We start from the raw sequence: 25,745 nt of genomic DNA, 5'->3' as shown, positions 1-25,745 counted from the left end.
GTCCTGGAATCGTTTCTGACGGATACGGGCTATGCGGCGGATGAGCGGGTCGACGAACCTGGCGAGTACGCTCTGCTCGGCGCGGTGGTCGACGTCTTCCCGCCGGCGTCCGCAACGCCTTATCGCATCGCTTTGGACGAGGCGGACCGGATCATCGAGATCCACGCCTTCGATCCCGTATCGCAGCGCCGGGGCGCCGAGATCGAGACGATCTGTCTGACCCCGGCAGCTGAATGGAGCGACCGGTCGCCCGAGGATGACGAGGCTGATCGTCAGGACACGGGCCCGTCGATCGATGCTGAGACCTCCACGACCCTGTTTGATTTCCTCGTCAAGCCGATGATCCTGACCGACGTGGGCGTCGAGGATCGGTTCGAACGCATTCGCGCGCATGTGGCCGAAGCCTATGACACGCGCCTGCGGTTCAGCGAGGGCGCGCGTCCTGCGAAACCCGACAGCCTCTATTTGACGGAAAAGGACGTTCGGCAGGCGTTGAAAGGCGCCAAACCCCTGAGCGTCGAGGGCTGGGCGCCGACCCCGGCCTTCGCATTGGAGAAGTCGCCGGGGCGGGCCCTGAAACAGTTCATTGCTGAGCGGCGCGAGGCGGGCGACCGCATCGTCCTGACAGGATTGCCTCATGAGCACAGGATCATCCTACGCCTGCTGCGTCGCCACGATATCGATACGCCCGTGGTGCTGGAGCGCTGGACCGCGATTGCGCCTCTGCAGCCCGGGCAGATCGCCGTCGTAACCGCCGATCTGGACACAGGCTTCCGACAGTCGGCCGCCGGTCTAGTCGTCCTGACGCCCTCGGACATTTTCGGCGGCCGGATCGCGCGAGGATCCGGCGACACGAACGATGCGTTCGGAGAGACCGAACTGCGGTTGGACGATGTGGTCATCCATGAAGACCACGGTCTGGGCGTCCTGAAGGCGTTGGAGCGGGTCGCTGCCGATGGTGTCGAGCGCGACGTTCTGCGCATCGAATATCACGGCGGAGGCACCATCCTCGCGCCGATCGAGGAGTTCGGCAAAATCTGGCGTTATGGCTCGGAGCCGGACGGGGTGTCGCTGGATCGGCTGAATACCCAGGGATGGCTGAAGCGACGCGCCAAGGTCAGCGCGCAGATCGACGAGGCCGCAGCGGCCCTGTCCGCCCGGGCCGAAGCGCGTGCAGCGCTGAGGACCGAACCGATCACAGCGCCGCGTCAGGCGCTGGCCCGGTTCGCCGCCGGGTTCGCCTTCCCCGAAACGGCCGATCAGGCGAGCGCCATCGAGGCGGTCCTGTCGGACCTGGGATCCGGCAAGCCCATGAACCGGCTCGTCTGCGGTGATGTCGGTTTCGGCAAGACCGAGGTCGCCCTGCGCGCTGCGGCGGCCGTGGCCCTTGCCGGCAAACAGGTCATCGTCGTCGCCCCGACCACCGTCCTGGCGCGTCAGCATTTCGAGGTCTTCAAGAGACGGTTCAAGGACACGGACATTCAAATCGGCCACCTGTCGCGCGCGGCAGACAGCGCGGAGGCGCGGGCGGTCAAGGCAGGGCTGGCGGACGGCTCCATGCGCGTCGTGGTGGGCACGCAGGCGCTGGCGTCGAAAGGGTTAGCGTTTTCCAGTCTTGGGCTTGTCATCATCGATGAGGAACACCGCTTCGGCGCGCAGATGAAATCTGCCTTGGCAGAGAAGGCGCCGCATCTGTTGTCGATGTCGGCCACCCCGATCCCGAGGACTCTTCAAAGCGCCATGGTCGGCATTCAGGACGTCAGCCTGATCGCCAGTCCGCCTGCGCGACGTCGGCCAATCCGAACCTTCATGAGCCCGTTCGACGCCGGGGCGGTTCGCTTGTCGCTGATGCGCGAGAAGGCGCGGGGAGGGCAGAGTTTCGTGGTCGTGCCGCGGATCGAGGATATGGAACCTTTGGCGGAACGCTTGAAGACCTTGACGCCCGAGCTGTCGGTGGTTTCGGCGCACGGTGACATGTCCCCGTCCGCGATCGACGAGGTTATGAGCCGGTTCTCCGACGGCGAGGGGGACGTGCTTCTGGCCACAAATATCATCGAGACTGGCCTGGATGTACCGCGCGCCAATACGATGTTGATTTGGCGGCCGGACCGGTTTGGCCTAGCGCAGTTGCATCAGCTGCGCGGGCGTGTCGGCCGGGGGCGGCGACAGGGCTTCACCTATCTGCTTTCCGATCCCGAAGCGCCCATGGCGTCGGCGACGGAGGCCCGTCTTCAGACATTGGAGGCTCTGGACCGACTGGGGGCGGGCTTCGCGATCAGCGGGCGCGATCTGGACCTGCGCGGCGGCGGCGATCTGGTGGGCGAGGAACAGGCCGGACATGTCAGGCTGATCGGCTCGGCCCTTTACCAGGCCGTCCTGGCTCGGGCGCTCGCGGCTGCAAAAGGCGATCCCGATCCCGACCAAGCCTCTCCCAGTCTGAACGTCGGCGTGACAGGGCATCTTCCGGCGGACTACATCCCCGACGAAACCGTGCGCATCAATCTGTATGCTCGGTTGGCGCGCGCCACGACGGCGGAAGATGTCGACGCCCTGCGAGACGAAGCCGAAGATCGGTTCGGCTCTTTGCCAGACCCCGCAGAGGACCTGTTCACCGGCCGTCGCCTTGCGGCGCTCGCCCGTGATGCCGGCGTCACGGAAATCGTGTCGGGACCGAAGGCGACGGCGTTGCGGATCGCGGCGGCGCGTCGGCCCGGCATGGAAGCGTCCTTTCCGTTGCGCGATGATCGACGCTGGTCCGAGGATCGCATGATCGTCGACGCCGCCAACGACCAACCGCACGACACAGCCTTCATTGAAAAGCTTCTGACCGAGTTGGCGGCGGCCTGAGGCGGGGCGAGTTTCAGCGGTTTCGGCGGCCGGGTTCTGTTTTGTTGGGAGCAATTGCGCCGCTGGCGCGCTGATCGACGACCGCCGACCGATCACGGCGGAGCCTCGCGTCTCCGCTTTCTAAAAAGCCCCTGCATGCCCACAGACACCCGCCTCACTGTCGTCTTCCTTCATTCTCTGGGCTCGAGCCGCCACGATTGGGACGCGGTGATCGACCGGCTTTCCGATGAGGTACTGACTGTCGCAATCGATCTTACAGGGTTCGGGGACAGGGCGGGGGAGGGCTATGGCGATGTCCAAGCCGTGCTCGAGGACGTGAGCCGCCGCCTGACCGATCTCCATCTGCCGCGCTGGATCCTTGTCGGCCATAGCATGGGCGGCAAGTTTGCGACCTTGATCGCCGCGCGGGCGCGTGACGGGGCGGCGGGCCTGAGCGGGTTGCTGGGCGTGGTGCTGGTCGCCGGATCGCCACCCTCGCAGGAGCCGATGGACGAGAACAGGCGCGCGGATATGCTGACTTGGTTCGACGATCCGACCAGGATCGAGGATCGGGGGCGCCAGTTCATCGACGCCAATACCGCCGCCGGTCTGCCGCAAGCCGCCTTCGATCACGCGCTGGCCGATTTCACCCGAACCAGCCCCCAAGCCTGGCGGGGATGGTTGGCCGAAGGATCGCGCGAGGACTGGTCCGATCAAGTCGGCGTCCTGCCTTTCCCTGCCCTCATCATCGCCGGCGCAGAGGATGGCGATTTGGACGACGCGGCGCAGCGGCGTGTCAACGCCCCCCACTATCGCGCGTCTGACGTGGTGGTCGTGCCGGATGCGGCGCACCTGATCCCTCAGGAACAGCCGGAGCGTCTTGCGGGCCTGGTTCTGGAGTTCGTCGAGAAAGTCGGTTCATCCGCGCTGCCTCCAGCCTTCGTGCGGTTGATGGCGTCCGATCACGTGTCGGATCGCACGCGACGCGCAATGCTGGATCGTCACTTCGGTCCCGCCCAAGCCGAGGGCGGCGTCCTGAACCCGTCCCAGCGCGCCGTCCTGTCGGCGATGATCGCGCGCATTCTGTCTGATGCAGGCGATCCGGATGATCTGACGCGGCGTCTGGATGTGGGGCTCGCCAGCGGACAGGGCGACGGGTGGCGGTTCGCCGATCTTCCCTCGGACGCCGAGGCCTGGCGACGCGGGCTGGATGAGATCGCCGCCATGGCGCCGGAGTTCGCAACTCTGACGCCTGAGCGCCAGGACGACATCCTGCGCACCATCTCACAGGGCGAATGGCCCGAACCGGGCCGGCTTTCGGCGGACGCCATGAGGCTGTGGTTCGAGGACGTCGTGTCCGAGGCCGCGCGCCTGTGGATGTCGCTGCCGGCCACCTGGGCCCAGATCGGTTACGACGGTTTCGCCACGGGCGGCGAAGGCCGGTTCCAGGGCTACGATCAGACGGCGGCGGACCACATCGAACCTTGGCGTCTGCCGATGGAGGGCGTGGGTTGAGCGCGCCTGCAAGGACGGCCGGCGAAACCGATGTCGTCATCATCGGCAGCGGGGCCGGCGGGGCTCCGATCGCGGCCAGGTTGGCGAATGCTGGGCTGTCGGTCACGGTGTTGGAGGCAGGGCGGGCTTTCGATCCGGCGGAGCATACGCCCGACGAAACGACGGCCGATCTCTATTGGATGGAGGAGCGCCTGAGCGGAGGGCGCGACCCGACCGCCTTTGGGGCCAACAACTCCGGCCAGGGCGTCGGCGGCTCGCTCCTGCACTGGGGCGCCTTCTGCCCACGACCCGATCCCCGTGATCTGACGCTGGCCTCGGAGACGGGACGCGGGCGGGACTGGCCGTTCGGCTGGGACGAACTGAAATCCTATGTCGAGACCGTAGAGACGGTGATCGGGGTCTCAGGCCCGGCCGACTATCCGTGGGGCGGGCGACAGTTCGCCTATCCGCCTGTCCCGCGCAACGCCCCGGCGGATGCAATGGCCCGTGGCGCGACGGCCGTCGGGCTGACCGTTACGGATGCGCCGGCGGCCGTGCTGTCCCGCGATCGCGAGGCGGGGACGACGCCCTACCGCATGGCCTGCGTCAACTGCGGCGCCTGCCACCAGGGATGCAGAACCGGCGCCAAGGGCGGCGCGGACAACAGCTTTCTGCCGATGGCCGCAGCCAACGGCGCCACGATCATCGCCAACGCGCGGGCGATAGGCGTGGAACGTGACGCCGGTGGACGGATCAAGTCCATGATCTATCGCCGCGACGGGCAGGATCATCGGCTGAACTGTCGAGCGCTGTTCCTTTGTGCGGGCGGTGTCGAGACGCCGAGGCTGCTGCTGAATTGGGGATTAGGCAACGCCGGCGGCGAGGTCGGCTGCAACTTCATGACCCATGTGGCGACTCAGGTCTGGGGCCGTTTCGACGCCGACATGTCGATGAACCGCGGTTATCCGTCTTCCCTGATCAGCGAAGAAATGGTGCGTCCGTCGGACGCGAACTTCGCCGGCGGCTATTTGATCCAAAGCCTTGGCGTCATGCCGGTCACCCTGGCGGGTGGGTTCGCGCGCGGCGCGGGCCTCTGGGGCGCGCCGCTGGTCGATACGCTGCGCAACTATCGCCGGCTCGCCGGGATCGGCATCAATGGAGAGTGTCTGCCGGACGACGACAACCGCTTAACCCTCTCCGATGAGGTCGACGGCGTCGGGCTGCGCAAGGCGCGGATCGACTTCAGCTATGGCGAAAACGAGCGGCGTCTAGACGCCCATGCCCGGCGCGTGATGACCGAGATTTGGACCGCCGCCGGCGCCGAGGACATCTTCGCGGTGGCCCGGTCGGCGCACACCATCGGCGGCTGCCGGATGGGGGACAAATCGGACGGGGCGGTCGTCAACGCCGACGGGTGCAGCGTCGAGATCGACAATCTGTACGTTTGCGACAACTCCGTTTTCCCCAGCGCGCTTTCGGCCAACCCGGCCTTGACCCTCATGGCCGTCGCCCTGCGCACGGCCGATCGCTTCCTCAAACGTCAACGAACAGGAGATTTGTGATGGACCTTGGGATCAAGGGGCGGATCGCCCTCATTTCCGGCGCCGATTCCGGCATGGGCAAGGAGACGGCGCGGCTGCTGCTGGAATCCGGCGTAAGGGTCGCCTTGACCGACAAGCCTGACGGCACGCTGGATGAAGCCGTCCAGGAGCTTTCCGCCTTGGGCGAATGCATCGGCGTGACCGGCGACGTGACCAAGGCCGACGATGTCGAACGCCTGTGGGCGGAGGTCCGAGACCGCATGGGCGATCCGGATATCTATGTGAACGCAGCGGGCGTGACCGGCGCGACCGGCGATTTCCTGGATGTCGATGACGCCGGTTGGCTGGAGACGCTCGACATCAATCTGATGGGCGCGGTGCGGATGTGCCGCCAGGCCATTCCGGCCATGCGGCGTTCGGGCTGGGGCCGCATCGTCCTGTTCGCTTCGGAAGATGCGGTGCAGCCCTACGTCGATGAACTGGCCTATTGCGCCTCGAAGGCCGGCATTCTCAGCCTGGCGAAGGGTCTGTCCAAGGCCTACGGCTGCGACAATGTGCTGGTGAACACGGTCTCGCCCGCCTTCATTGCCACCCCGATGACCGACGCCATGATGAAGAAGCGTGCCGAGGAACGCGGCGAAACCTTCGAGGAGGCGATCAAGAGCTTCCTGAAGGAAGAGCGGCCCGGCATGACGTTGGATCGCAGGGGCAAGCCGGAGGAGGTCGCAGCGGCCGTCGCCTTCCTGTGTTCGGATCGCGCCAGCTTCATCAACGGCGCGGGCATCCGGGTGGATTCCGGCTCCGTCGCCACCATCGCCGGCTAGTCGCCCGGCAGAACGAGAGAGACCGGCGGCGGGATGATCCCGCCGCCGGTTTTGTCTTGTCAGGCGACGCCCATGCCGCCGGTGACGCCGAAGACTTCGCCCGTGATGTAGCTGCCTTCTTGAGAGGCCAGCAGCACATAGACCGGGGCGATCTCGACGGGCTGTCCCGGACGACCCAGCGGCACCTGCTCGCCGAACTTCATCACGGCTTCCTGCGGCTGTCCGCCAGACGACTGCAGCGGCGTCCAGAAGGGGCCGGGCGCCACGACATTGGCGCGTATGCCCTTTTCGATCAGCTGCTTGGACAGGGCCTTCGTATAGGCGACGATCCCGGCCTTGGTGGTGGCGTAGTCCAGCAGGATGGCGGAAGGCTCATAGGCCTGGATCGAGGCGGTGGTGATGACCGAGGCGCCAGCCGGCAGATGCGGGACGGCCGCCTGGGCGATCCAGTGCATGGCATAGAGGTTGGTTTTCAAGGTCTTGTCGAAGTCTTCCGACGTCACCTGAGAGATGTCCTCGCGATACTGTTGGCGGCCGGCGTTAATGACCAGGATGTCCAGTCCGCCCAGCTCCGACACGGCCTGTTCAACCATCTGCCGGCACCAGTTTTCATCGGTGATGTCGCCGGGAAGGTCGATGGCCTTGCGGCCCTCAGCCTCGATCAGGGCGATGACTTCGGCGGCGTCCTTGCGCTCGGACGGCAGATAGGAGAGGGCCACATCGGCGCCTTCCCGAGCATAGGCGATGGCGGCCGCCCGGCCGATGCCGCTGTCTGCGCCGGTGATCAGGGCCTTGCGTCCTTTAAGCTTGCCGGAACCCTGATAGCTGTCCTCGCCATGATCGGGCTTGGGGTCCATCTCGCGCGCTTCGCCGGGCACGGGCTGCGGTTGGCGCGGGAACGGCGGCTTTGGATATTGCTCGCGCGGATCCTGAAGGGTCAGTCGATCAGTCATGGAACGTCTCCGTTTCGGGCTGGGGGGAAGAGGTCTGCGCCTTGCCGACGGCGGTCAGGGCGGTCAGATGCGCGAGGTGGCTGAGCCCCTGCGGCATGTTGCCGAGGTAGGCACCGGTGTCCGGGTCGATCATCTCGGTCAGCATGCCCCAGCGGCCGCTGAGAGCTTCGCGCAGGCTGTCAATGCGGGCGCGCGCCTTGTCCGGTTCGCCTAGCGTCGCCCAGGCTTCGGCGATCCAGAAGGAGCAGGCGATGAAGCAGCCTTCCTCGGCCTGCATGCCGGAATAGCGATAGTGGAAGACGCCGGCGCCGAGATGGCGGTCCAGCGCGTCAAGGGTTGCGCGCAGCCGCTCTTCGCCATCGAACCGGAACCGCACGGCCAGGGCCAGGGCGGCGTCCAGCTTGTCGCTGCCCGGATACATCACGAACGCCTGAAGGTTTTCGGACCAGCAATGCGCCTCGACCCAGTCGAAAATCCGGTCGCGCTCCCGCCGCCAGCGATCCCGGCACGTCGTCGGCAGTTGTCCCGCGTCCGCCAGCTCGACCGCACGGGCCAGGGCCTGCCAGCAGCTGATCTTGGACATGGTGTAGTGCTGCTGATCCTCCAGCTCCCACATGCCCGCGTCCGGCTGTCGCCAAGCGTCGGCGCACTGATCCGCCAGTTCGGACAACTGCTGGGCGCTGGCGCTGTCGAGGATGTTGCCGCAGCCGACGAAGCGCGAGGCGGTCTCAAAGATGTCGCCGAATACGCCGTGCTGGGCCTGGTCGGCGGCGCGATTACCCGTGACGACCGGACGCGAGCCTTTATAGCCCGGCATGTCCCAGTGCGTTTCCGGCGGCACGAGTGCGCCGTCGAGGCTGTAGCAGACCTTGGCGCCATGGCGCTTCAGCTGCATCAGCAGCCAACTGAAAGCGGCCTTGGCCTCCGCCTGGGCGCCGGCCGCCAAGAAGGCCTCGATCGTATAGCCGGCGTCGCGCAGCCAGGCGTAGCGATAGTCCCAGTTCTTGTCGCCGCCCAGTCGCTCGGGCAGGGACGTCGTGGCGGCCGCGGCGATGGCGCCCGACGGCGAGTACAGCAGCAACTTCAACGCCAGGGCGCTGCGGATGAAGTCGTCGCGATACAGGCCGGGGCAGTTCAAGCGCGCCGCCCAGTCCCGCCATTCCTGATCCGACAGGTCGATGCGGGCGTCGATCTCTTCGATGGAGGGTACGACCAGCGGCTCGTCCCGCCCGGCGACGATGGCCACCGTGCGCCGCTCGCCTGCGCCGACAACGATGGTTCCGACAATGCCCTCGTCGGACCATTCGCATGAGATGCGCGGATCGTGGACGAACAGGCCGAGCACCCGCTCGACATGGAAGACCGTGTGTTCGCCGATCTTCGAATGATACGGATTGGCCGTGTCGCCCCGACGCCCCGGACGCATGTCCAGGGTGAAGGTCACTTCGCCCTCGAGGCCATCGATACGGCGGGCCAGTTCACACCAGGGCAAACGACCGGCCGTGCCGCTGTTCAGGCTCTCGGTCAGGCGCGCGCGTCCGCTGGCGGTGGTGAACTCCGTCTCCAGCACATTGCTGTCGGGGCGATAGCGGCGGGTCGCCGTGAAGGCCTCGGTCGGCGTGATCGAAAACCGGCCGCCTGCCGGATCCAGCAGTCGGTCGAAAAGGGGCGGCGCGTCGATCGCCGGCACGCACCACCAGTCAATGCCGCCATCCAAAGCCGACAGAGCCACCGTCCGGCCCTCGCCCAGAACGCCATAGTCTTCGAGGGCGACGTATCCGTCGGGACGGAGCGCTTGCGACGAGCGCGCCGGATGGGGCGTAAAGGTCGTCTCGGTCATCGTTTGGACGATCCGATCGCAAAGCCAGCCGTTACGGCAAGGCTGGCAAGGCCGCCGACCGCCGCGACCTTGAGCGCCGCGATCTGGCGGCTGGACACGAAACCGATCAACGGTCTGATCACCCGTTCGGTGTCCGGGCCGTCGATCGCCGCCGGACCGTCTTCGGGTTGATCGAGATTGCCGAGACGCGGCAGTTGCGGGTCGCCCTGCTGCGCTGTGATCATCTTGGCGGCCTGGCGATCCGCCAGCGCTGGCGTGAACTGTTGCGCCAGCGCCATCAGCCATGTCGTGCGACCCACGAAGACCTTGCGGCTGGGCCGCTGCACGGCCGACCAGACGGCGTCTGCACACAGGCGGGGATCGAACAGAGGATCTGGAATGACCTGCGCCCGGTCTGTCCGGTTGCGCGACCACAAAGGCTGGGGCGTGTTGACGGCCGGCAGATAGACGGTGGTCAGGGTGACGTTGGAGGCTGCGACGATCAGTTCGGCCCGAATGGCCTCGGTGAACCCGTCGACGGCCGCCTTGGCGCCGCAGTAGGCGGCCTGCAGGGGGGCAGGGCGCAGCGCCAATCCCGAGGAAATCTGGATCACCGCCCCTTTGTCCGCCGGTCGCATGACCCGAAGCGCCGCGCGCGTTCCGTAGACCTGAGACAGATAGGTCGTCTCGACGACGCGGCGGTAATCGGCGTCGGTCAGATCTTCATCGCGCCCGATGACCGTTGACATGGCGTTGTTGACCCAGACATCGATGCCGCCGAAAGCGTCCACGACATCGCGTCCCGCCTGCTCGACGAAGGCCGGATCGGACACATCGCCCGCCATGCCGATCACTCGGTCTCCCGAACGCTTCAGCTGTTCGACGGCGTTGGAAAGCCGTTCAGCCTGTCTGGCGATCACCACGACCTGCCATCCGGCTCGGGCGAACCGCTCGGCAATCGCGAGACCGATGCCGGCGCTGGCGCCTGTGACGACGATGACCGGCATGGCGATCCTTCTGATTTCGATTGCGGAATGACGATCGCGGTTGCGGCCGAAGAGGGAGGCTCTGACAACGACACGTCCGGAGGAAGGTTGCCGTCTTTCCGGCGGCCGACGCTTAAGTCGCTAGTCAGCATTTTGATGCTGGCGCAAAGCTTCGCCCATAGAGATGGACGGGCACGAGCATGCAGGACGGCGGCAAACACAGTGGAGCGTCATTCACTGTCGTGCGGTGCGGAGCTTCTGGACCAGGCGGATAAGCTTCGGATAGTTTCTCTCTGCTGAAGGCGGGGTGAAACGATGCGTGCAGCTTGGATAGGTTCAGTTGCTGTCGGCATTCTGGCCGGATCAGCGCCGAACGCTCTTGCGGCGGTCTCCCAAGTTCAGGCCGCGCCCCAAGAGGCGGCCCAAGGCGGCGCCACAGTCGCTCTGACCTTTGCGGCTGCTCAACAACGTTTGCGCTCCAATTCCAGTCTCGGTCGCGCTGCGGGCTATGGGATGCAGGCCGCGAGGGCCCAGGCGGATGTGGCTGCCGGGCTGAATCGGCCGACCGTAGCGCTCGATGCTCAGTTGATCCGTTATCGCAAAACATTCGATCTCTCGCTGGGTGACACGCTGGACCGCGCGCAGGCCGAGCTCGGCGCCGCCATTCCTGGGCTCATCGCGGACTTGCCCGGTGTGCCGGGTGACGTGTTGCAGAGTGTCGGTCAGCGGCTGGAAGCGGCGCTTCCCGAAATTTTCGCCGCCTTGCCGCAAGACGTCCGACTGCAGGTCGACGACACGACGTTTCGCCCCACAGTGACGGCGCTTCAGCCGATCTACACCGGCGGCGCAATCCCAGCCTTACGACGAGCGGCGTCGGCCAATGTGGATCTGGCGCAGGCGAAGCAGCAGGAAGCGGTCAGTCTGGAGGACGTAAATCTGGCGCGGGCGTACTTTGGCCAGGTGCTGGCCGCCGAAGCGCTGAAGATCGCACGCGAGACCCGTGACGGCTTCGATCTGCATTTGCGCAACGCTCGACTGCTGGAATCGCAAGGCGTGCTCAGCCACGCCCAGACGCTTCAGGTCGAAGTCGCCCGCGATGCGGCGCAGCGGCAGGTCAACAGGGCCGAACTGGAGCACGACAACGCCGTGGCGTCCCTCGCCAGGGTTGTTGACACCAATGGCGCCGTCGTTCCCACCACGCCCCTATTCGTAAACCGCGACCCAGTCGGTCCAGCCGGCGTGTTTCTTGACCAGGCAAGCCAGGCGAACGCTCGCCTTGCGCAGGCTCAAGCCGGGCGCGATCTGGCCGAGGCGGGCGCCGATCTTGCGGCGTCACGAATGAAGCCGTCCGTCTATGCATTTGGAACCTACAATCTGAATCCAGACGACGCTCTGCCGACCGAGCCGGATTGGGCGGTCGGGATCGGCGCGCGCTACACTCTGATTTCGACGGTGGATCGACGACGCATGCTGGGCGCAGCGCGCGCTCACGCCTCGGCTGCTGCGGAGGTGGAACGACAGGCCCGAGACGACGCCCGATTGCTGGTCACGCGAGCCTATAATCAGGCGGAATTGGCGCGTCGTCAGTTTTTGAGCATGGACAGCAGCCTGCAGGCCGCCAGCGAAAATCTTAGAGTCCAGGAGGTTGGATTCCGTGAAGGTGAGGCCACGGCCGCCTCGGTCGTAGACGCCCGCAATCTTCTGGGGGGCGCGCGTTTGCAACGCGCGGCAGCAGCTTACGAATATGATCTCAGCCTGGCCGCCCTGCTAGCGGCGTCGGGAAGCGATCTGACTTTGAACGACTATCTGCAACGCGAAGATCGGATCAGCGCGCCATGAGCGAGACGCCTCCCTTTGCAGATGCCCCGACAAACAGTACGCCTACCATCGCGGCCGGTCGCACGTCTGCACGGCGACGCATTCTGCCTGTGATTGTGGGCGTTGGTCTCGTTCTGCTGATCGCCTTCATCATCGTTGGCCTCTTCCTTGCGGCCCGTCCTTCCCAGGATCAGGTTCAGGGGATGGTCGAGGCGGAGACCTTCACCGTTGCGACCAAGGTTCCCAGCCGCGTGGAGCGCTTCCTCGCGTCAGAGGGCGATCAGGTGAAGGCCGGTCAAGAGTTGGCTTTGATGAGCAGTCCGGAGGTTGCAGCAAAGGACGCTCAGGCCCGCGCCTTGCTTCAGTCGAGCCAAGCCATTCAGTCAATGAGCCGCGAAGGCGCTCGGCGCGAAGATGTGCAGTCGGTCGAGTCCATCTGGCGCGCCGCCCAGGCGACGGCTCGTTTGGCGGACCAAACTGCGCGGCGGGCGGAGAACCTGTTCGCCGAAGGCGTGATTTCCGCCCAGCGCCGTGACGAAGCCGTGGCCGCTCGCGCTGCTACAGCCTCGCAGACCGAAGCCGCCCGTCAGCAGTATCTGAAGGCATTGGCAGGGACACGGCCACAGGAAAAATCTGTTGCCGACGCCAATGTGCAAGGCGCGCAGGCCGCCGTCGCTGAGGTCCAAAGCCTGCAAGGCGAGACACGACTGCTCGCTCCAAATGACGGCGAGGTTGCGGAGCGTTTCGCCAATGTCGGCGAGCTCGTGCTCACGGGCGTGCCAGTCTTCACAATCGTGGACATCGGCGACCCGTGGGTTACGTTCAGTGTGCGCGAGGATCAGTTTCGCGATCTGAAAATCGGCGCGATCGTGCGTGGCGACGTGCCCGCACTCGGCGTTACTGACGTTGCTTTCCGTATCACCGCCATCAGTCCTCAAGGCGAGTTCGCCACTTGGCGCTCAACCCGGCAGTCGAGCGGCTATGATGTGCGAAGCTTTCAGGTCAAGGCCAAGCCTGTTCGACCTGTCAACGGCCTGAGGCCTGGCATGAGCGTCCTGTTCGATTGGTCCGCACGGTGAAACGCCTCTTGGCCGTCTTCGTATCGGCCGTTCGGGACGAGGCGCGCATCTTGGTGACCCGACCGTGGGACGCGTTCGTCGCCTTCGGCCTGCCGCTGATCCTGCTGATGGTCATCGCGGCAATGCTGGCCCCTGGAGTGATCCGTCAGGCCCCGGTCGCCGTGGTCGATCAGGACAATTCGGCCTTCAGCCGCGCCGCAATCCGCAACATGGAGGCGAGCCCCGGTGTTCGCGTGACCCATGCTCCGGCGACGATGACGGAGGCCATGGCCTTGATGCGGCGGGGCGAGATTTACAGCGTCGCTCATTTTCCAGCAGATTTTTCTGACGGTGCGTTTCGTCGGCCGGAACAGGTGACCGTATCATTCAACGGCGCCTTCCAGACGGTCGGCGCCTTGTCCGCCTTGGGACAGAGCGCGGCCATCGCATCAGCGGCCGGCCAGCAGTTGCAAGAACGCGCGCGCCAGAGAGGATTGCCCGAAACCGCATTGCAACTCCCCGCTGTCCAAGTGTCGATCGTCGGCAATCCGCAGCTCAGCTTCGAGCTTTTTCTCGGCGGACTTCTGGCGCCGGGGGTCCTTCATCTGCTGGCGGCTTGTTCCGCGGTGCTGGCGGTTGGCCGGCTGATGCAGGGCGGCTCCTTCAAATGCTTCAAGGCCGAGACAGACGGCTTCACGACGACAGCTCTGGTTGGGCGACTCATTCCGCACTTCGTGATCTTCAGCCTGTGGGGCTTGGCGTGGATCGCTTGGCTCAGCGGCGTCCGGGGCTGGGGTGTGGCAGGCTCTCTCCCTATGCTGACGCTTGGCGTACTCGCCTTGATAGCGGTGAGCGTAGTCTTGTCAGCGTTTTTGGTCGCCGCGCTTGGCGAGGTGGATATGGCGTTCTCGGCCACCGCCATCTATTCGGGCGCGGCCATCGCCTTTTCCAACGGCACTCTCCCGCTGGACCATGGGCCGCGGTTCGCCCGGATCTGGAGCGATATGCTTCCCTATACGCACTATCTACGGCTGCAGACGGGCCAGCTAGTCACGGGGGCGGCTTCAGCACCGGCGTGGCGAGACTTGATGATCCTGAGCGGCGTCGCCGTGATTGGTCTTCTTCTGTCGGCGCTGTTCATCCGGGGACGCTCGTGTCTTGTCCCCAAGCCGGAGAGTCTGACCTTTCCGCTTCCGCAACAGGGCGTTATCGCCGCTTTCGCTGCGACTTTCCGGAGTCTGCCGCGTGCGCGGCCGGTCAGCAGCCTGCTGATCCTGGCCGTCGTCCTTTACGCCTTCTACTATCCGGCCGCCTATGCCGGACAGGCCGCGACGGGACTGCCCATCGCCATAGCGACACCGACGCAGACAGCGCTGACGCGCACCCTTGTCGAAGACCTGAATGCTTCGCGCGAGATCGAGGTCGCCGCCGTGATTTCATCCCCTGCTGAGGGCTTTGAACTGATGCGGCGCGGCGTGGTCGATGGGGTCGTCGTCCTGCCTCAGCGTTTTGAGGCCGATCTGGTCAGGGGGGCGCCGACGGGCGTGGCCATCTGGCTGAACGGCGGTTATCTGGTTCGTGTCACGGCCGTTGGCAGAGCCGTCGCCGCCGCGGCTGCGCAGGTCGCCGAGGCGCAGTTGAAAGGGCTGCCTGATATCGCCCGCGCCGTCAGATTGGCGCCGACACTGAAGCAGGTGTCCCTCTTCAATCCAACGGAGGGCTACGGCGGTTACGCCGTGCCGGCGGTCAGTCTTATAATCCTGCAGCAGACGCTATTGCTGGGAGCCGGCGTGATCACAGCCGTGCGTCGAGAAACCGGCGCACCTAGGCTGAAACGCAGCGCGCGCCTGGGTTTGTGGCTGGCGCTTACGGCGATTGGGACAGCCTCCAGCCTCTTCTATTTCGGTTTCGTGTTCTGGTTTCAGGACTATCCCCGCGCAGGCAATCTGATCGGCGTCCTACTGCTGGCGCCCATATTTTCAGCAGCGGTGGCCGCTGTGGGTCTGCTTCTAGGCGCGCTTTTCGATCGCCATGAGCGGGTCCTTCAGGTTCTGGTCGGCACTTCTGCGCCCTTGTTCTTCCTATCCGGTGCTGCGTGGCCCCATTTCATGATGCCTCAAGGCCTCGTTTGGCTCGCGCATATTTCACCATCCACCGCTGCTGTTCAGGCCTTTGTTCGCTTGAACGCCATGGGCGCCAGCCTTTCGGAAGTCTCAGGTTTGGCAGCTATTTTGACAGGCCTCGCCGTCGTCTATGGCGGCTTGTGGGTGGTGCGCGGCTCTCTGCGCGTGACGGCGGGAGCGTCTTCTTCGCAAAGCGCATTGGGAGATTAAGGAGCAATCGAAGCGCAGGGGTGGGTTTGGCTACCGCGGCGTCCACCTCAGCGTCAGGCCGATCGTGCGAGGACGCAAAGGCGTGATGGCCTGGGCGTCGGGGAGGCGGAAAGGGTCGCTGTAGGCGAAGGTGTTGGCTTCGGTGTCGAACAGATTGTCCACGAAGACGGTGGCGGTCCATGCCGACGCCTCGACGCCCAAGGCCAGTCTTCCCGTGCCGTAGTCGCCCATTCGATATTGCTGGCGTCCGTCGAAGGTCAGGCGCGACGCGCCGACGTAGGACAGGCCGCCGTCGGCCAAAAGTTCAAGACGCTCGCTTAGCGGACGCCGCCAGCTGAAGCCGACATTCGCAGAAGCCCGAGGCACCCCAGGCAAGCTCGCGTCGCGACGGGAATCAAACCGCGCGCTGGGCGAGGTGATGCGCGGGTCGGCGACAAGCCCGTTGGCGAACAGCTCAAGCGTCTCGGTGGGACGCCAGTTGGCCTCGACCTCGAAGCCCTTGTCGGCCCCGTCGCCGACGTTGACGACATAGGCCAGGCCGCTGGGCAGAAACTGGTCGCTCTGCACATTACGCCAGCGCGCGGCGTAGACGGCGGCGCGCAGGCGGGTGCGACCGTCCGCCGATCGGTACTTGGCCCCCAACTCGGCGTTCCACAGGCTGTCCGGCTTGTACTGGCGTGCCGGGGAATCGGACAGGCCGCTGAAGTCCTGACCGATGACGCCGGCGGTGTTGAAGCCGCCGGCGCGGTGGCCTTGGCTGATCAGTGCGGACAGGTTCAGGCGATCGCTGGGCTGCCAGGCGAGGGCGATCTTGGGCGTGATGCCGGTGGATTCACCGCGCCCATCGAAGGATCGTGATCGGGTGAACTGTCGAACCAGGGAGGTGGTGTCGTATTCAAGGGCGTAGTAGCGGGCCCCGGCGGTCAGGGTCAGGTCGTGGGGCAGGTCCAGCGACGCCTCGCCGTAGATCGCGGCCTCGTTCAGCCGGTCGCGTCGCGCCTCGGAATAGATGGCGCGAGGCTCGGGCGTCAGGGCGGACAGGACGGGATTGGTGCGTGTGGTGTTGGACGACACCAGACCGCCGGCCAGCCAACGCCAGCGACCAATATCGGGAGAGGCGAAGTTGGCCTCGCCGACGACCAGATGGATGTCCTTGCCTTCGTCCAGCGCGCCGATGCGCCAGCCCGATCCGAAGCGACGGAGAGCGCTGGAGGCGTCGTAGCGGCTCTTGAAACCATGCTCGACGACCGAGATCGAGGCGTTCAGCCGGCCCCAGGCGCCGCGACCCTCGATGGAGGCCGAGCCTTGGTCGAAGCGGTTCTGATGCGGTTCTCGAACCAGATTGGCGCGTCGCAATGGACCCAGCCCTCGATAGACATAGTGGGTGTCTTCGGTGACGATCGACTGATGCACGACGCCGGCGCGCGCCGTCCAGCCGGGCGCAATCTCCAGCGCGGCGGACAGCCGGCCGCCGCGCCGCGTACCGTCATTGACCCGTCGCAGGTTCAGTTCGACGTCGTTGATATAGCCACTGTAGGTCTCGCCATAGAGGGCGGCGCGGATCGCGGCGCGGTCGCCAGCGATCGGCAGGTTCGCGACCAGGCCATAGTCTGAGTTCCAGCCGCCGCCGTCAGTGCGCGACCGGGTCGCAGAGAGCGACAGGGATTCTTCGCCCATCGCCGGCGCGCGCGTAACGATGCGCACGACGCCGCCGATGGGGCCGGTGCCGTACAGCGTGCCTTGCGGGCCGCGCAGCACCTCGACCCGGTCGATGTCGATCAGCTTCAGATCCGGGTCCGGGGCGGCGTATGTGACCGGCGTCAGGTCGAGGTACAGGCCGACGGTGGATTGGGTCAGGCCGGTGAAGACGCCGTCCGATATGCCGCGCAGCAGGATCTTGTTCCGGCCGGGGCCGAGATTGGTCACCGTCATGCCGGAGACGAGGCTGTCCAGGCCCTGCATGCCTGTAACCCCAGCGCGAGTAATGCGTTCGGCACCGACCGCCGTCATTGCCGACGACGAGGACTGGATCAGTTCGGGTCGGCGGGGGGCGGTCACGACGACCTCGCTAACTTGAGCCACGTCTTCTGGCGGCGTCATAGCGGCGGCGGGGCGTGGGGTGATCGGTCGAGCGGGAGCGGGCGGCGCGCTCGACTGCCTGCTGATGATCACAGCGCCGTCCTGGCGAATGGCGTGGCGACATCCGCTGTCCGACAGCAATCGCGTAAGAGCCGCGTCCAGCGACATTCGGCCACTGATCGCTGGGCTGACGCCGGCGCACGACGTCAGGCTGCCGCCCAGTGAAACGCGGGCCTGAAGCGCCAGGTCGAGCAGGGCGTCGTCTACGGACTGGCGCGGGATGTAGATGTCGAGCAGGCGCGCATCCGCCTGCGCCGGCGTGCTCAGGGCCGTCGTAGCGAAGAGAAAGAGACTGGGAAGAAGGGCGGCGGCGTGTGGCTTGGACAGGGCGAGGCGTTGGGGCCGCCCGCCCTTAACCGACCTCACGGGCGTTGACGCGGACTTCGAGCGTCGAGGCGTCCACGCGGACGGGGGCGAAATCCTGCAACTGCTTCAACATCACGGCCTCATCGCCAATGCGAAGGGCGCCGGTGAACCGCAGCGCCCGAGCCGATGTCGATAGCACGACCGGCTTGTCGAGATAACGCGAAAGATCGTCCGCGACATCAGTCATTGGACGGTCGCGATAGACCAAAACTCCCTGACGCCAGGGTGATGTCTGGTTCGCAGACACTTGCGACAGGGCCGGGGCCTGTTCGCCGCGCTGCGCCAGCGCCTGACCGGCGACCAGTCGGACCTTGGGTGCGTTGGCGGGGGTGACGGCGACGACGCCACGCTCCACGGCGACGGCGAAACGGTCGCCATGGTTCAGCACGTTGAATGCGGTCCCCAAAACCTCGACTTGATGATCGCCCGCAGCCACGATGAACGGATGGGCAGGGTCGTGGGCGATGTCGAAGGCGGCCTCGCCCTCGGTCAGCGACACCGAGCGTTTGTCGCCGTCGAACCGGACGTCCAAGGCGGAATGGCGGTTCAGATAGACGTGCGAACCATCCTCGAGCGCGACCGTCAGGGGCGAGTCGGTGGTGGCGTACACCTGCGAGCCCGGCGTGAGCCACAGGAACAGGCCGAAAGCCAGCATCACGCTGGCGGCGATGCCGATCGCCGCGCCCAGCCAGGGTGAACGCGGCTTGGCGCGACGTGCACGCGCGGCGGCGAGGTCGATGACCGGGGTCTCTGTTGCTGCGAGCGAGGCAGGGGCGTCCAGATCGACCCACAGACGCTCGACGGCGTCATAGGCGGCGGCGTGGGTCGGCGACGCCTCCAGCCAGTCCTGGAATTCCAGCCAGGCGGATTCGGGCGCCTCGTCGTCACGCAGGACGACGAACCAGTGCAGCGCCTTTTCCTCAATGTCGGTTTGTGCGGTCATCCGATCCCAGCCTGGAGGAACGCCGTGCAACGCGCCTCCTGATAGCAAGACGGCGCCGCCAAGCTTTCACCTTCAGACAAATTCCCCCAAGGCGTGAAAGGAACTGGCATCAGGGTTGAACCTTGCGGGAAAGAACGCGCAACGCGTCCATCATGTGCTTCTCGACGGAACTGCGCGAAATTCCCATTTGAACGGCGACGTCGGCGTAGCTGAAGCCATCGAACTTGTGCAGGCGAAAGACGGTCTGCGTCTTGGGCGGCAGGGTCTCCAGAGCGGCGAGAAGGCGCGCCAGCTTCTCGCGCCCGGCCACGACCGCCTCGGCCGAAGGAGCCGCGTCCAGGTCTTCGGCGGCGCCGGTCTCATGGTTTAGTTGTCGCCATTGGGCGTCGCGGTTCGCCGACCGTTGCCCGGATCGCCAGCGGTCCATCAGCAGGTTGGACGTCAGGCGAAACAGAAAGGCGCGAGGATTGTCCGGCGGCGGGTCGGGATCGAGCGTCGAGACCTTCAGATAGATGTCCTGCAGCACGTCATCGACGTCGCCAGACGCGCCGCCCAGCCGCGCGCGGCAGAACCGGGCCAGATCCTCGCGCTGCTCAAGATAGGCGGCGATCAGGGGATGCGCGGCAGGCGCGGTCAAAGGGGCGAGGTCCTCTCGTGCAGCCAAACGGGCCAAGACCTTCAATGCCGTGACGATTTTCATGAGGCAAGGGTCGGTCGGCGGCGTCCTTGTCATGAAGGCGCCGTGTCGCGGCGACGAGCAGGACCCAGATGCGCGCGTTTGCAGGACATGACGGCACGACGGCCCCGGTTCTTTCGGTCGGCTAGGGCGTCGTCGTGTTCGATCTCTGGCGCTCGGGCTTTATCCGCCGTCCCTTAAGCAGCTTCATTGACCATGAGCCGCGCGCGGACGAGATCGTCTGGCTGCCGGACTGCGGACCGCATGCCTATGTCGCGGACCCGTTCGGGATCACGCACGACGGGGTGCTGACCGTCTTCGTCGAGGCGTTCGACTATCATGTGCGCCGCGGCGAGATTCACTATCGCCAGTATGACGCCGACGACCGGCTGGTGGGGCAGGGCGTGGCCCTGCCAGAGCCCTGGCACCTGTCCTATCCGACCCTGATCGAGGACGGCGGCGAACTCTACATGCTGCCGGAAGGCTACAAGAGCGGCGGGCTGATCCTGTATCGCTGTGTCCGTTTCCCGGATCAGTGGGAGGCGGTGGCCCGCATCGGCGAGGCGGCTGCGATCGATGCGACGGTGGTCAAGCACGACGGCCGTTGGTGGATGTTCCACGCCCTGCCCGGACCGGACGACCGGGCGATGCGCGAACTGCACATCGCCTGGGCCGACAGCCTGACGGGGCCTTGGACACCGCATCCGGCCAATCCGGTGCTGAGCGGTTTTCAGACCTCGCGTCCGGGCGGCTCGGCGTTCCTGCACGACGGCGCGCTTCATCTGCCGGTGCAGGACTGCGCTGTGACCTATGGCGCGGCGATCAATCTGCTGCGGATCGATGGGTTGTCGCCGGACGCGTTTTCGGCGGTGGTCGTGAAACGGTTTGAGCCGGGGCATCTGCTGGGCGGGTACGGCGACGGCTTGCACACTCTGTCGGGGCACGGCGACGTCACCTTCATCGATGTGAAGGGCATCCGCCAGTCGTCGGCGGAGCCATGGCTGAAGGCCGGCTTCAAGGCGCGTCGGCTGCTGGGCCTGAACGGGCCGCGCGGTCGTCGCGCCACCGGCGCCGCCGTCCATCCCAAGATTTTCGAGACCGCTTCCGTTCGGAAGGAAGGCTAGACCATGCGTATCGCCGTCGTTCTGCCGCGGGGCTGCACCTTTTGTCCGGACAAGACCAACTCGATGGAGACAGTGGTGCGCACGCTGTCGGCGCACAGCCGTTTGAACCGGCTGGTGACGCTGATCGCCGATGCCGGCGGGCCGACGCCGGCGGGCGTGCAGATGGTGACGGTGCCGGCCGGGCTGGGCCGCAAGGCGCGAAATGCGGCGGTGATGGACGTTCTGAAGAAACTGTCGCCGGACATCGTGGAATATCATCAACAGCTGAAGGCGGCCTCGGAGTTGGCGAGACAACTGCCTGACGCGATCCACGTTCTTTATCGCCACACGCGGATCAAGCCGTCGCGCAATTTGATCGAACGTCTGCGATATGGTCGACGCCTCGCGCGGTTCGACCGTCTGGTGTTCGTCAGCCGTGCGGCGGGTGAAGAGTTCGCAACGGATTATCCGCGTCTGGCCGGGCGCGTTTCGTCGGTTTGCAATCCGATCGAAAGCGACGTCTGGCGTGCATCGCCCGAGCAGCGCGAGAAGCTGATCCTGTTTGCGGGACGGGCGATGAAGGACAAGGGGCTGGACCTGTTCTGCACCGCTCTGGCCGAGACGCTGGATTGCTACCCCGACTGGCGCGGCGCGTTGATGCTGGGCGACTGGGACAAGCATCAGGATTGGGCTGCGCCACAGGTGCGGATGCTGGAGCGGTTCGGCGACCGGGTCGAAATCCACAAATCAGCATCGCTGGATGCGGTGCGAGCGATGACGCAGCGCGCCGCCATCGCGGTCACGCCGTCGCGCGTGCGCGAGGCCCTGGGGCTGGCCGCGCTGGAGGCCCATGCGGCGGGCGCGGCGCTGATCTCATCGGGACGCGGCGGCTTGCGCGAAGCCAGCGGCGAATATGCGCTGTATGTCGACGTCGAGGAGGCCGGCTCGCTGACAAGCGCCATGATGCGTCTGGTCGAAAACCCCGATGAACGTCTGGCCCTGGCGCGTGGCGGGCAGGCCTATGTCGAGAGGGTGCATTCGCCGGCCGCCCGCGCCGCCGAGCTGGACGCCTTGCGCGAGGCCTTGGTCGACAAGGCGTTCGTCACGCCGAAGCCGACGCTGCGCCGGCGTCCTCTGTTCGGGCCGGCGGCGTCCCTGACCCGGCTTCAGGGCTAGGGTTTAGGGCTAGGCTTCAACCTCTTCGGATGAGGCTGTTGTAAACGTGGGTCACCGCGTCAAACTGTACGCGTGTCGGCTGGTCGCCCAGGGGCGCGGCCTGGAAGTCGGCGTCGGTCAGGCCGGCGGCGACGGGATCGGCGATCTTGTCGGTGTTCCAGCCCAGCAGCAGGCGACCGCCCGGGCGTAGGATGGCCGCCAGAGCCTTCAACGCGCGCTGCTGCTGGTCGGGACTGTCGACGCCATAACCCAGCACCCCGTTGCAGACGACGGCGTCGAAGCTCAGGTCCAGGAACAGCCGATCCGCCTCGCAAACGTCGCCGGTGCAGTGGCGCCCCTCGCGGCCCCAGCGTGCGGCCGCTGGATCGATGTCGGTGGTCCAGACCTCGCCGCCCTGCGCCTCCAGCAAGGCGTAGTCGTCCAGCGTATATTCGCGGCAGCCGACCCACAGGATGCGCCCGCCCTCGGCCGCCAACGCGGGGACATAGCTGTCGGCCATCACCCGTCGGTCGGGCAGGGCGCGGATTCGCGCCGCCTTGGCGGACCGTCGCCTGCGATCGGCGTCCTTGCCGAAGATCACACTCCTGACAAGCGTTCCCAGACCCACGTGCTTCCCCCTCGGACTGTTCGATACGGTTGTTATCGAGGGGGCGTCGATCTGTCTTGCGCTTTTCCGTGCGTTTCCGGCCGCCGGGCTTTGATGTGGCGAAACGACCGCCTACTGACGGCGCATGATCCAGGACGCTCCTCCCCCCGTCACGCCCACCGCCTTGCCCGAGATCGTCGTCACCGCAGCGCGTCTGCCGCCGGCGGCGGCGGACGCCGCGTTTTCCGTTGTGAGGATCGATGAGGCGGTGCTGTCCCGATCGTCGCGTCTCGACGAGGCGTTGCGGTCCGTGCCGGCAGTGTCGCTGTTTCGACGCACCAGCAGCGCGGCGGCCAATCCGACGACGCAAGGGATTTCGCTGAGGGCCATCGCGCCGTCCGGGGCGGGGCGGACGCTGGTGCTGCTGGACGGCGTGCCGCTGAACGATCCGTTCGGGGGCTGGGTCATCTGGTCCCAGGCGACGCCGGAATCTCTGGAGAGCCTGGATGTGATCCGGGGGGCGGGCTCGGGCCCTTATGGCGCGGGCGCGCTGACGGGCACGATCACCCTGCGTGAACGCGCGAAAGGCGGCGCGGTGGATGTGTCCGCGTCCGAGCGCGGCGGGTTGCGGGCGGCGGGGTCCGCCTCCACGCGACTGGGACCTCTGGCGGTGACGTTGAGCGGGTTGCGCGAAGTCAGCGACGGCTATGTGCCGGTGCGCGGGCCGGCGGCAGGCGCCGCGGACACGCCGCTGGATCTCGACAGCCGAAGTGCAGCGCTGCGCGTCGATACGGCCTTGGGACAGGCGAACCTGTCGGTCAGGGCGGCGACCTGGGAGGAGGATCGCGGATCGGGTCTGGCCGGAACGCGCGCCAACGCCAGCGGGCACAGCCTGAGCGCCACGGCGGCTCAGACGCCGTCGGCCGACGGCTATGGCTGGCGGCTGCAGGCATGGCGGATCGACAGTAATCTGGCCAACAGTTCGGCCTCAGTGTCGGCCGATCGATCGACCACGACGCCGGCCAACGATCAGTTCAAGACGCCCGCGACGGGATGGGGACTGAACGCGGCGCTGCGCCGCCGCATGACCGATTTCGCGGGCGGACGGCTAGAGTGGGAGGTGGGCGCCGATGCGCGCTTCAACGACGGCGAGACCAACGAACTGTTCAGCAATCCGACAGGGGCCGGCTTCACCCGTATTCGGCGTGCGGGCGGGGAGACGGCTGTGGCCGGCGCCTATGTCGATGCGTCCTGGACCGCCGCCGAATGGCTGGTGGCTGGCGGACTGCGGGTGGATCGATGGGAGAATACGGGCGGATTTCGTCAGGAGAACACGCTGGCGACCGGCGCCGTCCTGCTGAACGAGAGCGACCCGGATCGGTCGGGCGAGGTGGTCAGCGCGCGTCTGGCCCTTCGGCGTGATCTGGGCGGCGGCTATGCGGCGCGGGCGGCAGCCTATTCCGGGTTCCGGCCCGCCACATTGAACGAACTGCATCGGCCGTTCCGCGTCGGCAACGACATCACCGAGGCCAACGCCGCCCTGACGCCGGAAACGCTGAAGGGTGTGGAGACGGGATTGGCCTTCGACCGCGAGGGCGTGCGTTGGGGCGCGTCGGTGTTCTGGAACCAGATCGAGGACGCCATCGTCAATGTGACGCTCGGGTCCGGGCCGGCGACCTTCCCGCGCGCCGGGTTCGTGCCGGCAGGCGGGGTGCTGCGCCAGCGCCAGAACGCCGGGACCATCGATGCCTGGGGCGTGGAACTCACGGGGGCGCTGGACCTGTCGTCAGCCGTGTCGCTGAACGCCGCTGCGTCCTGGACCGACGCCGAGATCGACGGCGGATCGTCCGCCGCGCAGCTGACCGGCTTGCGCCCCGCACAGGTGCCGGAATGGAGCGCGACGGCCGGGCTGGATTGGCGCGCGACCGATCGACTGACCCTGGCCCTGGCGGCACGTTATGAATCGAGCCGGTTCGACGACGACCTGAACAGCCGGGTGCTGGACGCCGCCGTGACGCTGGATGTGCGAGCAGAGTGGGCCTTCACGCCAAACGCGACCCTCTGGATGGCGGCGGAGAATCTGTTCGACGAGGATGTCGAGGTGTCGAAAACGGGCACGGGCGTCGCCGGATACGGCCCGCCGCGAACGGTCAGCATCGGTCTGCGGTTGAGCTATTGAGAACGCGGACCGGCTGTCTTCTCGACCAGGTTTTTGCGCGACGCACAGATTTCGTCCGCCTGACGGGTGAAAATGACCTTCAATGCTGTTGCGCGAGGCCGCTGGCGCGCTAAGCGCTAAAGGCGGTCGATCCACGGCCGCTGATCCCAACGACGAGCCTGTCATGTCCGAACAATTCTACCGCATGAAGCGGTTGCCGCCCTATGTCATCGCCGAGACCAATGCGATGCGCGCGGCGGCCCGTGCGGCGGGCGAGGACGTGATCGATCTGGGGATGGGCAACCCCGATCTGCCGCCGCCCCAGCATGTGATCGACAAGCTGATCGAGGTGGCCAGGAAGCCCGACGCCCACGGCTATTCGGCGTCACGCGGCATTCCCGGCCTGCGCCGCGCCCAGGCCAACTATTACGGTCGCCGCTTCGGCGTCGATGTGGATCCCGAGACCGAGGTGATCGTCACCATGGGCTCCAAGGAGGGGTTGGCTAGTCTGGCCACCGCCATCACCGAGCCGGGCGACGTGATCCTGGCGCCCAATCCCTCCTATCCGATCCATACCTTCGGCTTCATCATCGCCGGCGCCGCGATCCGCAGCGTGCCGACCACGCCGGACGAGAAATATTTCGAGGCGCTGGAGCGGGCCATGGCCTTCACCGTGCCGCGGCCCAAGATCCTGGTGATGAACTACCCGTCGAACCCGACGGCGGAGACGGTCGATCTGGCTTTCTACGAACGCGTCGTGGACTTCGCCAAGGCGAACGACCTGTGGATTATCAGCGATCTGGCCTATTCGGAGCTCTATTACGACGGCAAGCCGACGGTCTCGATCCTGCAGGTTCCGGGGGCCAAGGACGTGGCGATCGAGTTCACCTCCCTGTCCAAGACCTACAGCATGGCGGGCTGGCGCATGGGGTTTGCGGTCGGCAAC

Annotated in this window: 18 protein-coding genes; 11 read left to right on the top strand and 7 right to left on the bottom strand. The window is 66.2% G+C overall.

Features of this window, described 5'->3' with window-relative positions; all coding sequences use genetic code 11:
* From RT123_RS03195 to RT123_RS03180, 4 genes are all read left to right on the top strand, one after another.
* Positions 1-2,847: DEAD/DEAH box helicase (locus RT123_RS03195; RefSeq protein WP_313007818.1), on the top strand; the 2,847-nt coding region annotated here is incomplete at its 5' end.
* A 135-nt stretch (positions 2,848-2,982) separates the two neighbouring features.
* The gene (locus RT123_RS03190; protein ID WP_313007817.1) at positions 2,983-4,341 is read left to right on the top strand and encodes an alpha/beta hydrolase; all 1,359 of its coding nucleotides are present in this window, start codon (positions 2,983-2,985) and stop codon (positions 4,339-4,341) included.
* On the top strand, positions 4,338-5,882 hold the full coding sequence (locus RT123_RS03185; RefSeq protein ID WP_313007816.1) for a GMC family oxidoreductase: 1,545 nt from the start codon (positions 4,338-4,340) through the stop codon (positions 5,880-5,882). The genes RT123_RS03190 and RT123_RS03185 overlap by 4 nt, the downstream gene beginning before the upstream one ends.
* Complete coding sequence (locus RT123_RS03180; protein ID WP_091745755.1) at positions 5,882-6,685, top strand: SDR family NAD(P)-dependent oxidoreductase; 804 nt, start codon at positions 5,882-5,884, stop codon at positions 6,683-6,685. Before RT123_RS03185 ends, RT123_RS03180 begins: the two co-directional genes overlap by 1 nt.
* 59 nt (positions 6,686-6,744) lie before the next feature.
* Here the strand turns inward: RT123_RS03180 and RT123_RS03175 are convergent, their stop codons facing one another.
* Genes RT123_RS03175 through RT123_RS03165 form a run of 3 tightly spaced genes read right to left on the bottom strand, consistent with a single transcriptional unit; the run spans position 6,745 to position 10,464 of the window.
* Positions 6,745-7,638 carry an SDR family oxidoreductase gene (locus RT123_RS03175; protein ID WP_091745758.1) on the bottom strand — a complete coding sequence of 298 codons (894 nt, stop codon included), beginning with the start codon at positions 7,636-7,638 and terminating at the stop codon, positions 6,745-6,747.
* Positions 7,631-9,478: a glycoside hydrolase family 15 protein gene (locus RT123_RS03170; protein WP_313007815.1), complete on the bottom strand. Its 1,848-nt coding sequence runs from the start codon at positions 9,476-9,478 to the stop codon at positions 7,631-7,633. The genes RT123_RS03175 and RT123_RS03170 overlap by 8 nt, the downstream gene beginning before the upstream one ends.
* The gene (locus RT123_RS03165; protein ID WP_313007814.1) at positions 9,475-10,464 is read right to left on the bottom strand and encodes an SDR family oxidoreductase; all 990 of its coding nucleotides are present in this window, start codon (positions 10,462-10,464) and stop codon (positions 9,475-9,477) included. The genes RT123_RS03170 and RT123_RS03165 overlap by 4 nt, the downstream gene beginning before the upstream one ends.
* A 294-nt stretch (positions 10,465-10,758) precedes the next feature.
* Here RT123_RS03165 and RT123_RS03160 point away from each other — a divergent pair, with 294 nt between their 5' ends.
* The 3 genes from RT123_RS03160 to RT123_RS03150 are packed head-to-tail and all read left to right on the top strand — an operon-like array spanning position 10,759 to position 15,652.
* Positions 10,759-12,282 (top strand): TolC family protein, encoded by a 1,524-nt coding sequence (locus RT123_RS03160; protein ID WP_313007813.1) that lies wholly within the window; start codon positions 10,759-10,761, stop codon positions 12,280-12,282.
* Positions 12,279-13,340, top strand: a complete 1,062-nt coding sequence (locus RT123_RS03155) for an efflux RND transporter periplasmic adaptor subunit (RefSeq protein WP_313007812.1) — start codon at positions 12,279-12,281, stop codon at positions 13,338-13,340. The genes RT123_RS03160 and RT123_RS03155 overlap by 4 nt, the downstream gene beginning before the upstream one ends.
* Before the next feature lie 8 nt (positions 13,341-13,348).
* The gene (locus tag RT123_RS03150) at positions 13,349-15,652 is read left to right on the top strand and encodes an ABC transporter permease (protein WP_313007811.1); all 2,304 of its coding nucleotides are present in this window, start codon (positions 13,349-13,351) and stop codon (positions 15,650-15,652) included.
* A 30-nt stretch (positions 15,653-15,682) separates the two neighbouring features.
* Here the strand turns inward: RT123_RS03150 and RT123_RS03145 are convergent, their stop codons facing one another.
* The 3 genes from RT123_RS03145 to RT123_RS03135 all read right to left on the bottom strand — a co-directional run bounded on the left by RT123_RS03145 (position 15,683) and on the right by RT123_RS03135 (position 19,737).
* Positions 15,683-18,157 (bottom strand): TonB-dependent receptor domain-containing protein, encoded by a 2,475-nt coding sequence (locus RT123_RS03145; protein WP_313007810.1) that lies wholly within the window; start codon positions 18,155-18,157, stop codon positions 15,683-15,685.
* Positions 18,144-19,100, bottom strand: a complete 957-nt coding sequence (locus tag RT123_RS03140) for a FecR domain-containing protein (protein WP_313007809.1) — start codon at positions 19,098-19,100, stop codon at positions 18,144-18,146. The genes RT123_RS03145 and RT123_RS03140 overlap by 14 nt, the downstream gene beginning before the upstream one ends.
* A gap of 109 nt (positions 19,101-19,209) precedes the next feature.
* The gene (locus tag RT123_RS03135; protein WP_313007808.1) at positions 19,210-19,737 is read right to left on the bottom strand and encodes an RNA polymerase sigma factor; all 528 of its coding nucleotides are present in this window, start codon (positions 19,735-19,737) and stop codon (positions 19,210-19,212) included.
* A 197-nt stretch (positions 19,738-19,934) separates the two neighbouring features.
* On the opposite strand from RT123_RS03135, the gene RT123_RS03130 reads away from it, so the two are divergent.
* Together RT123_RS03130 and RT123_RS03125 are read left to right on the top strand one after the other, a co-directional pair.
* Positions 19,935-20,900 (top strand): hypothetical protein, encoded by a 966-nt coding sequence (locus RT123_RS03130; RefSeq protein ID WP_313007807.1) that lies wholly within the window; start codon positions 19,935-19,937, stop codon positions 20,898-20,900.
* 3 nt (positions 20,901-20,903) lie between these two features.
* Positions 20,904-22,055 (top strand): glycosyltransferase family 4 protein, encoded by a 1,152-nt coding sequence (locus RT123_RS03125; protein WP_313007805.1) that lies wholly within the window; start codon positions 20,904-20,906, stop codon positions 22,053-22,055.
* 16 nt (positions 22,056-22,071) lie between these two features.
* Here RT123_RS03125 and RT123_RS03120 read toward each other — a convergent pair whose 3' ends face one another.
* Positions 22,072-22,662 carry a class I SAM-dependent methyltransferase gene (locus tag RT123_RS03120; RefSeq protein WP_313007804.1) on the bottom strand — a complete coding sequence of 197 codons (591 nt, stop codon included), beginning with the start codon at positions 22,660-22,662 and terminating at the stop codon, positions 22,072-22,074.
* 124 nt (positions 22,663-22,786) lie between these two features.
* On the opposite strand from RT123_RS03120, the gene RT123_RS03115 reads away from it, so the two are divergent.
* Both RT123_RS03115 and RT123_RS03110 read left to right on the top strand, forming a co-directional pair.
* Positions 22,787-24,820 (top strand): TonB-dependent receptor domain-containing protein, encoded by a 2,034-nt coding sequence (locus RT123_RS03115; protein ID WP_313007803.1) that lies wholly within the window; start codon positions 22,787-22,789, stop codon positions 24,818-24,820.
* 163 nt (positions 24,821-24,983) lie between these two features.
* Positions 24,984-25,745: aminotransferase class I/II-fold pyridoxal phosphate-dependent enzyme (locus tag RT123_RS03110; RefSeq protein WP_313007802.1), on the top strand; the 762-nt coding region annotated here is incomplete at its 3' end.

The organism is Brevundimonas vesicularis (assembly GCF_032067225.1).
GTDB lineage: Bacteria > Pseudomonadota > Alphaproteobacteria > Caulobacterales > Caulobacteraceae > Brevundimonas > Brevundimonas vesicularis_F.
This window is presented reverse-complemented; position numbering and strand designations above follow the sequence as displayed.

Coding starts and splice junctions, on each gene's coding strand:
- RT123_RS03190 (WP_313007817.1), top strand. CDS start 2,983: ATGCCCACAGACACCCGCCTCACTGTCGTCTTCCTTCATTCTCTGGGC.
- RT123_RS03180 (WP_091745755.1), top strand. CDS start 5,882: ATGGACCTTGGGATCAAGGGGCGGATCGCCCTCATTTCCGGCGCCGAT.
- RT123_RS03175 (WP_091745758.1), bottom strand. CDS start 7,638: ATGACTGATCGACTGACCCTTCAGGATCCGCGCGAGCAATATCCAAAG.
- RT123_RS03170 (WP_313007815.1), bottom strand. CDS start 9,478: ATGACCGAGACGACCTTTACGCCCCATCCGGCGCGCTCGTCGCAAGCG.
- RT123_RS03165 (WP_313007814.1), bottom strand. CDS start 10,464: ATGCCGGTCATCGTCGTCACAGGCGCCAGCGCCGGCATCGGTCTCGCG.
- RT123_RS03160 (WP_313007813.1), top strand. CDS start 10,759: ATGCGTGCAGCTTGGATAGGTTCAGTTGCTGTCGGCATTCTGGCCGGA.
- RT123_RS03155 (WP_313007812.1), top strand. CDS start 12,279: ATGAGCGAGACGCCTCCCTTTGCAGATGCCCCGACAAACAGTACGCCT.
- RT123_RS03140 (WP_313007809.1), bottom strand. CDS start 19,100: ATGACCGCACAAACCGACATTGAGGAAAAGGCGCTGCACTGGTTCGTC.
- RT123_RS03125 (WP_313007805.1), top strand. CDS start 20,904: ATGCGTATCGCCGTCGTTCTGCCGCGGGGCTGCACCTTTTGTCCGGAC.
- RT123_RS03115 (WP_313007803.1), top strand. CDS start 22,787: ATGATCCAGGACGCTCCTCCCCCCGTCACGCCCACCGCCTTGCCCGAG.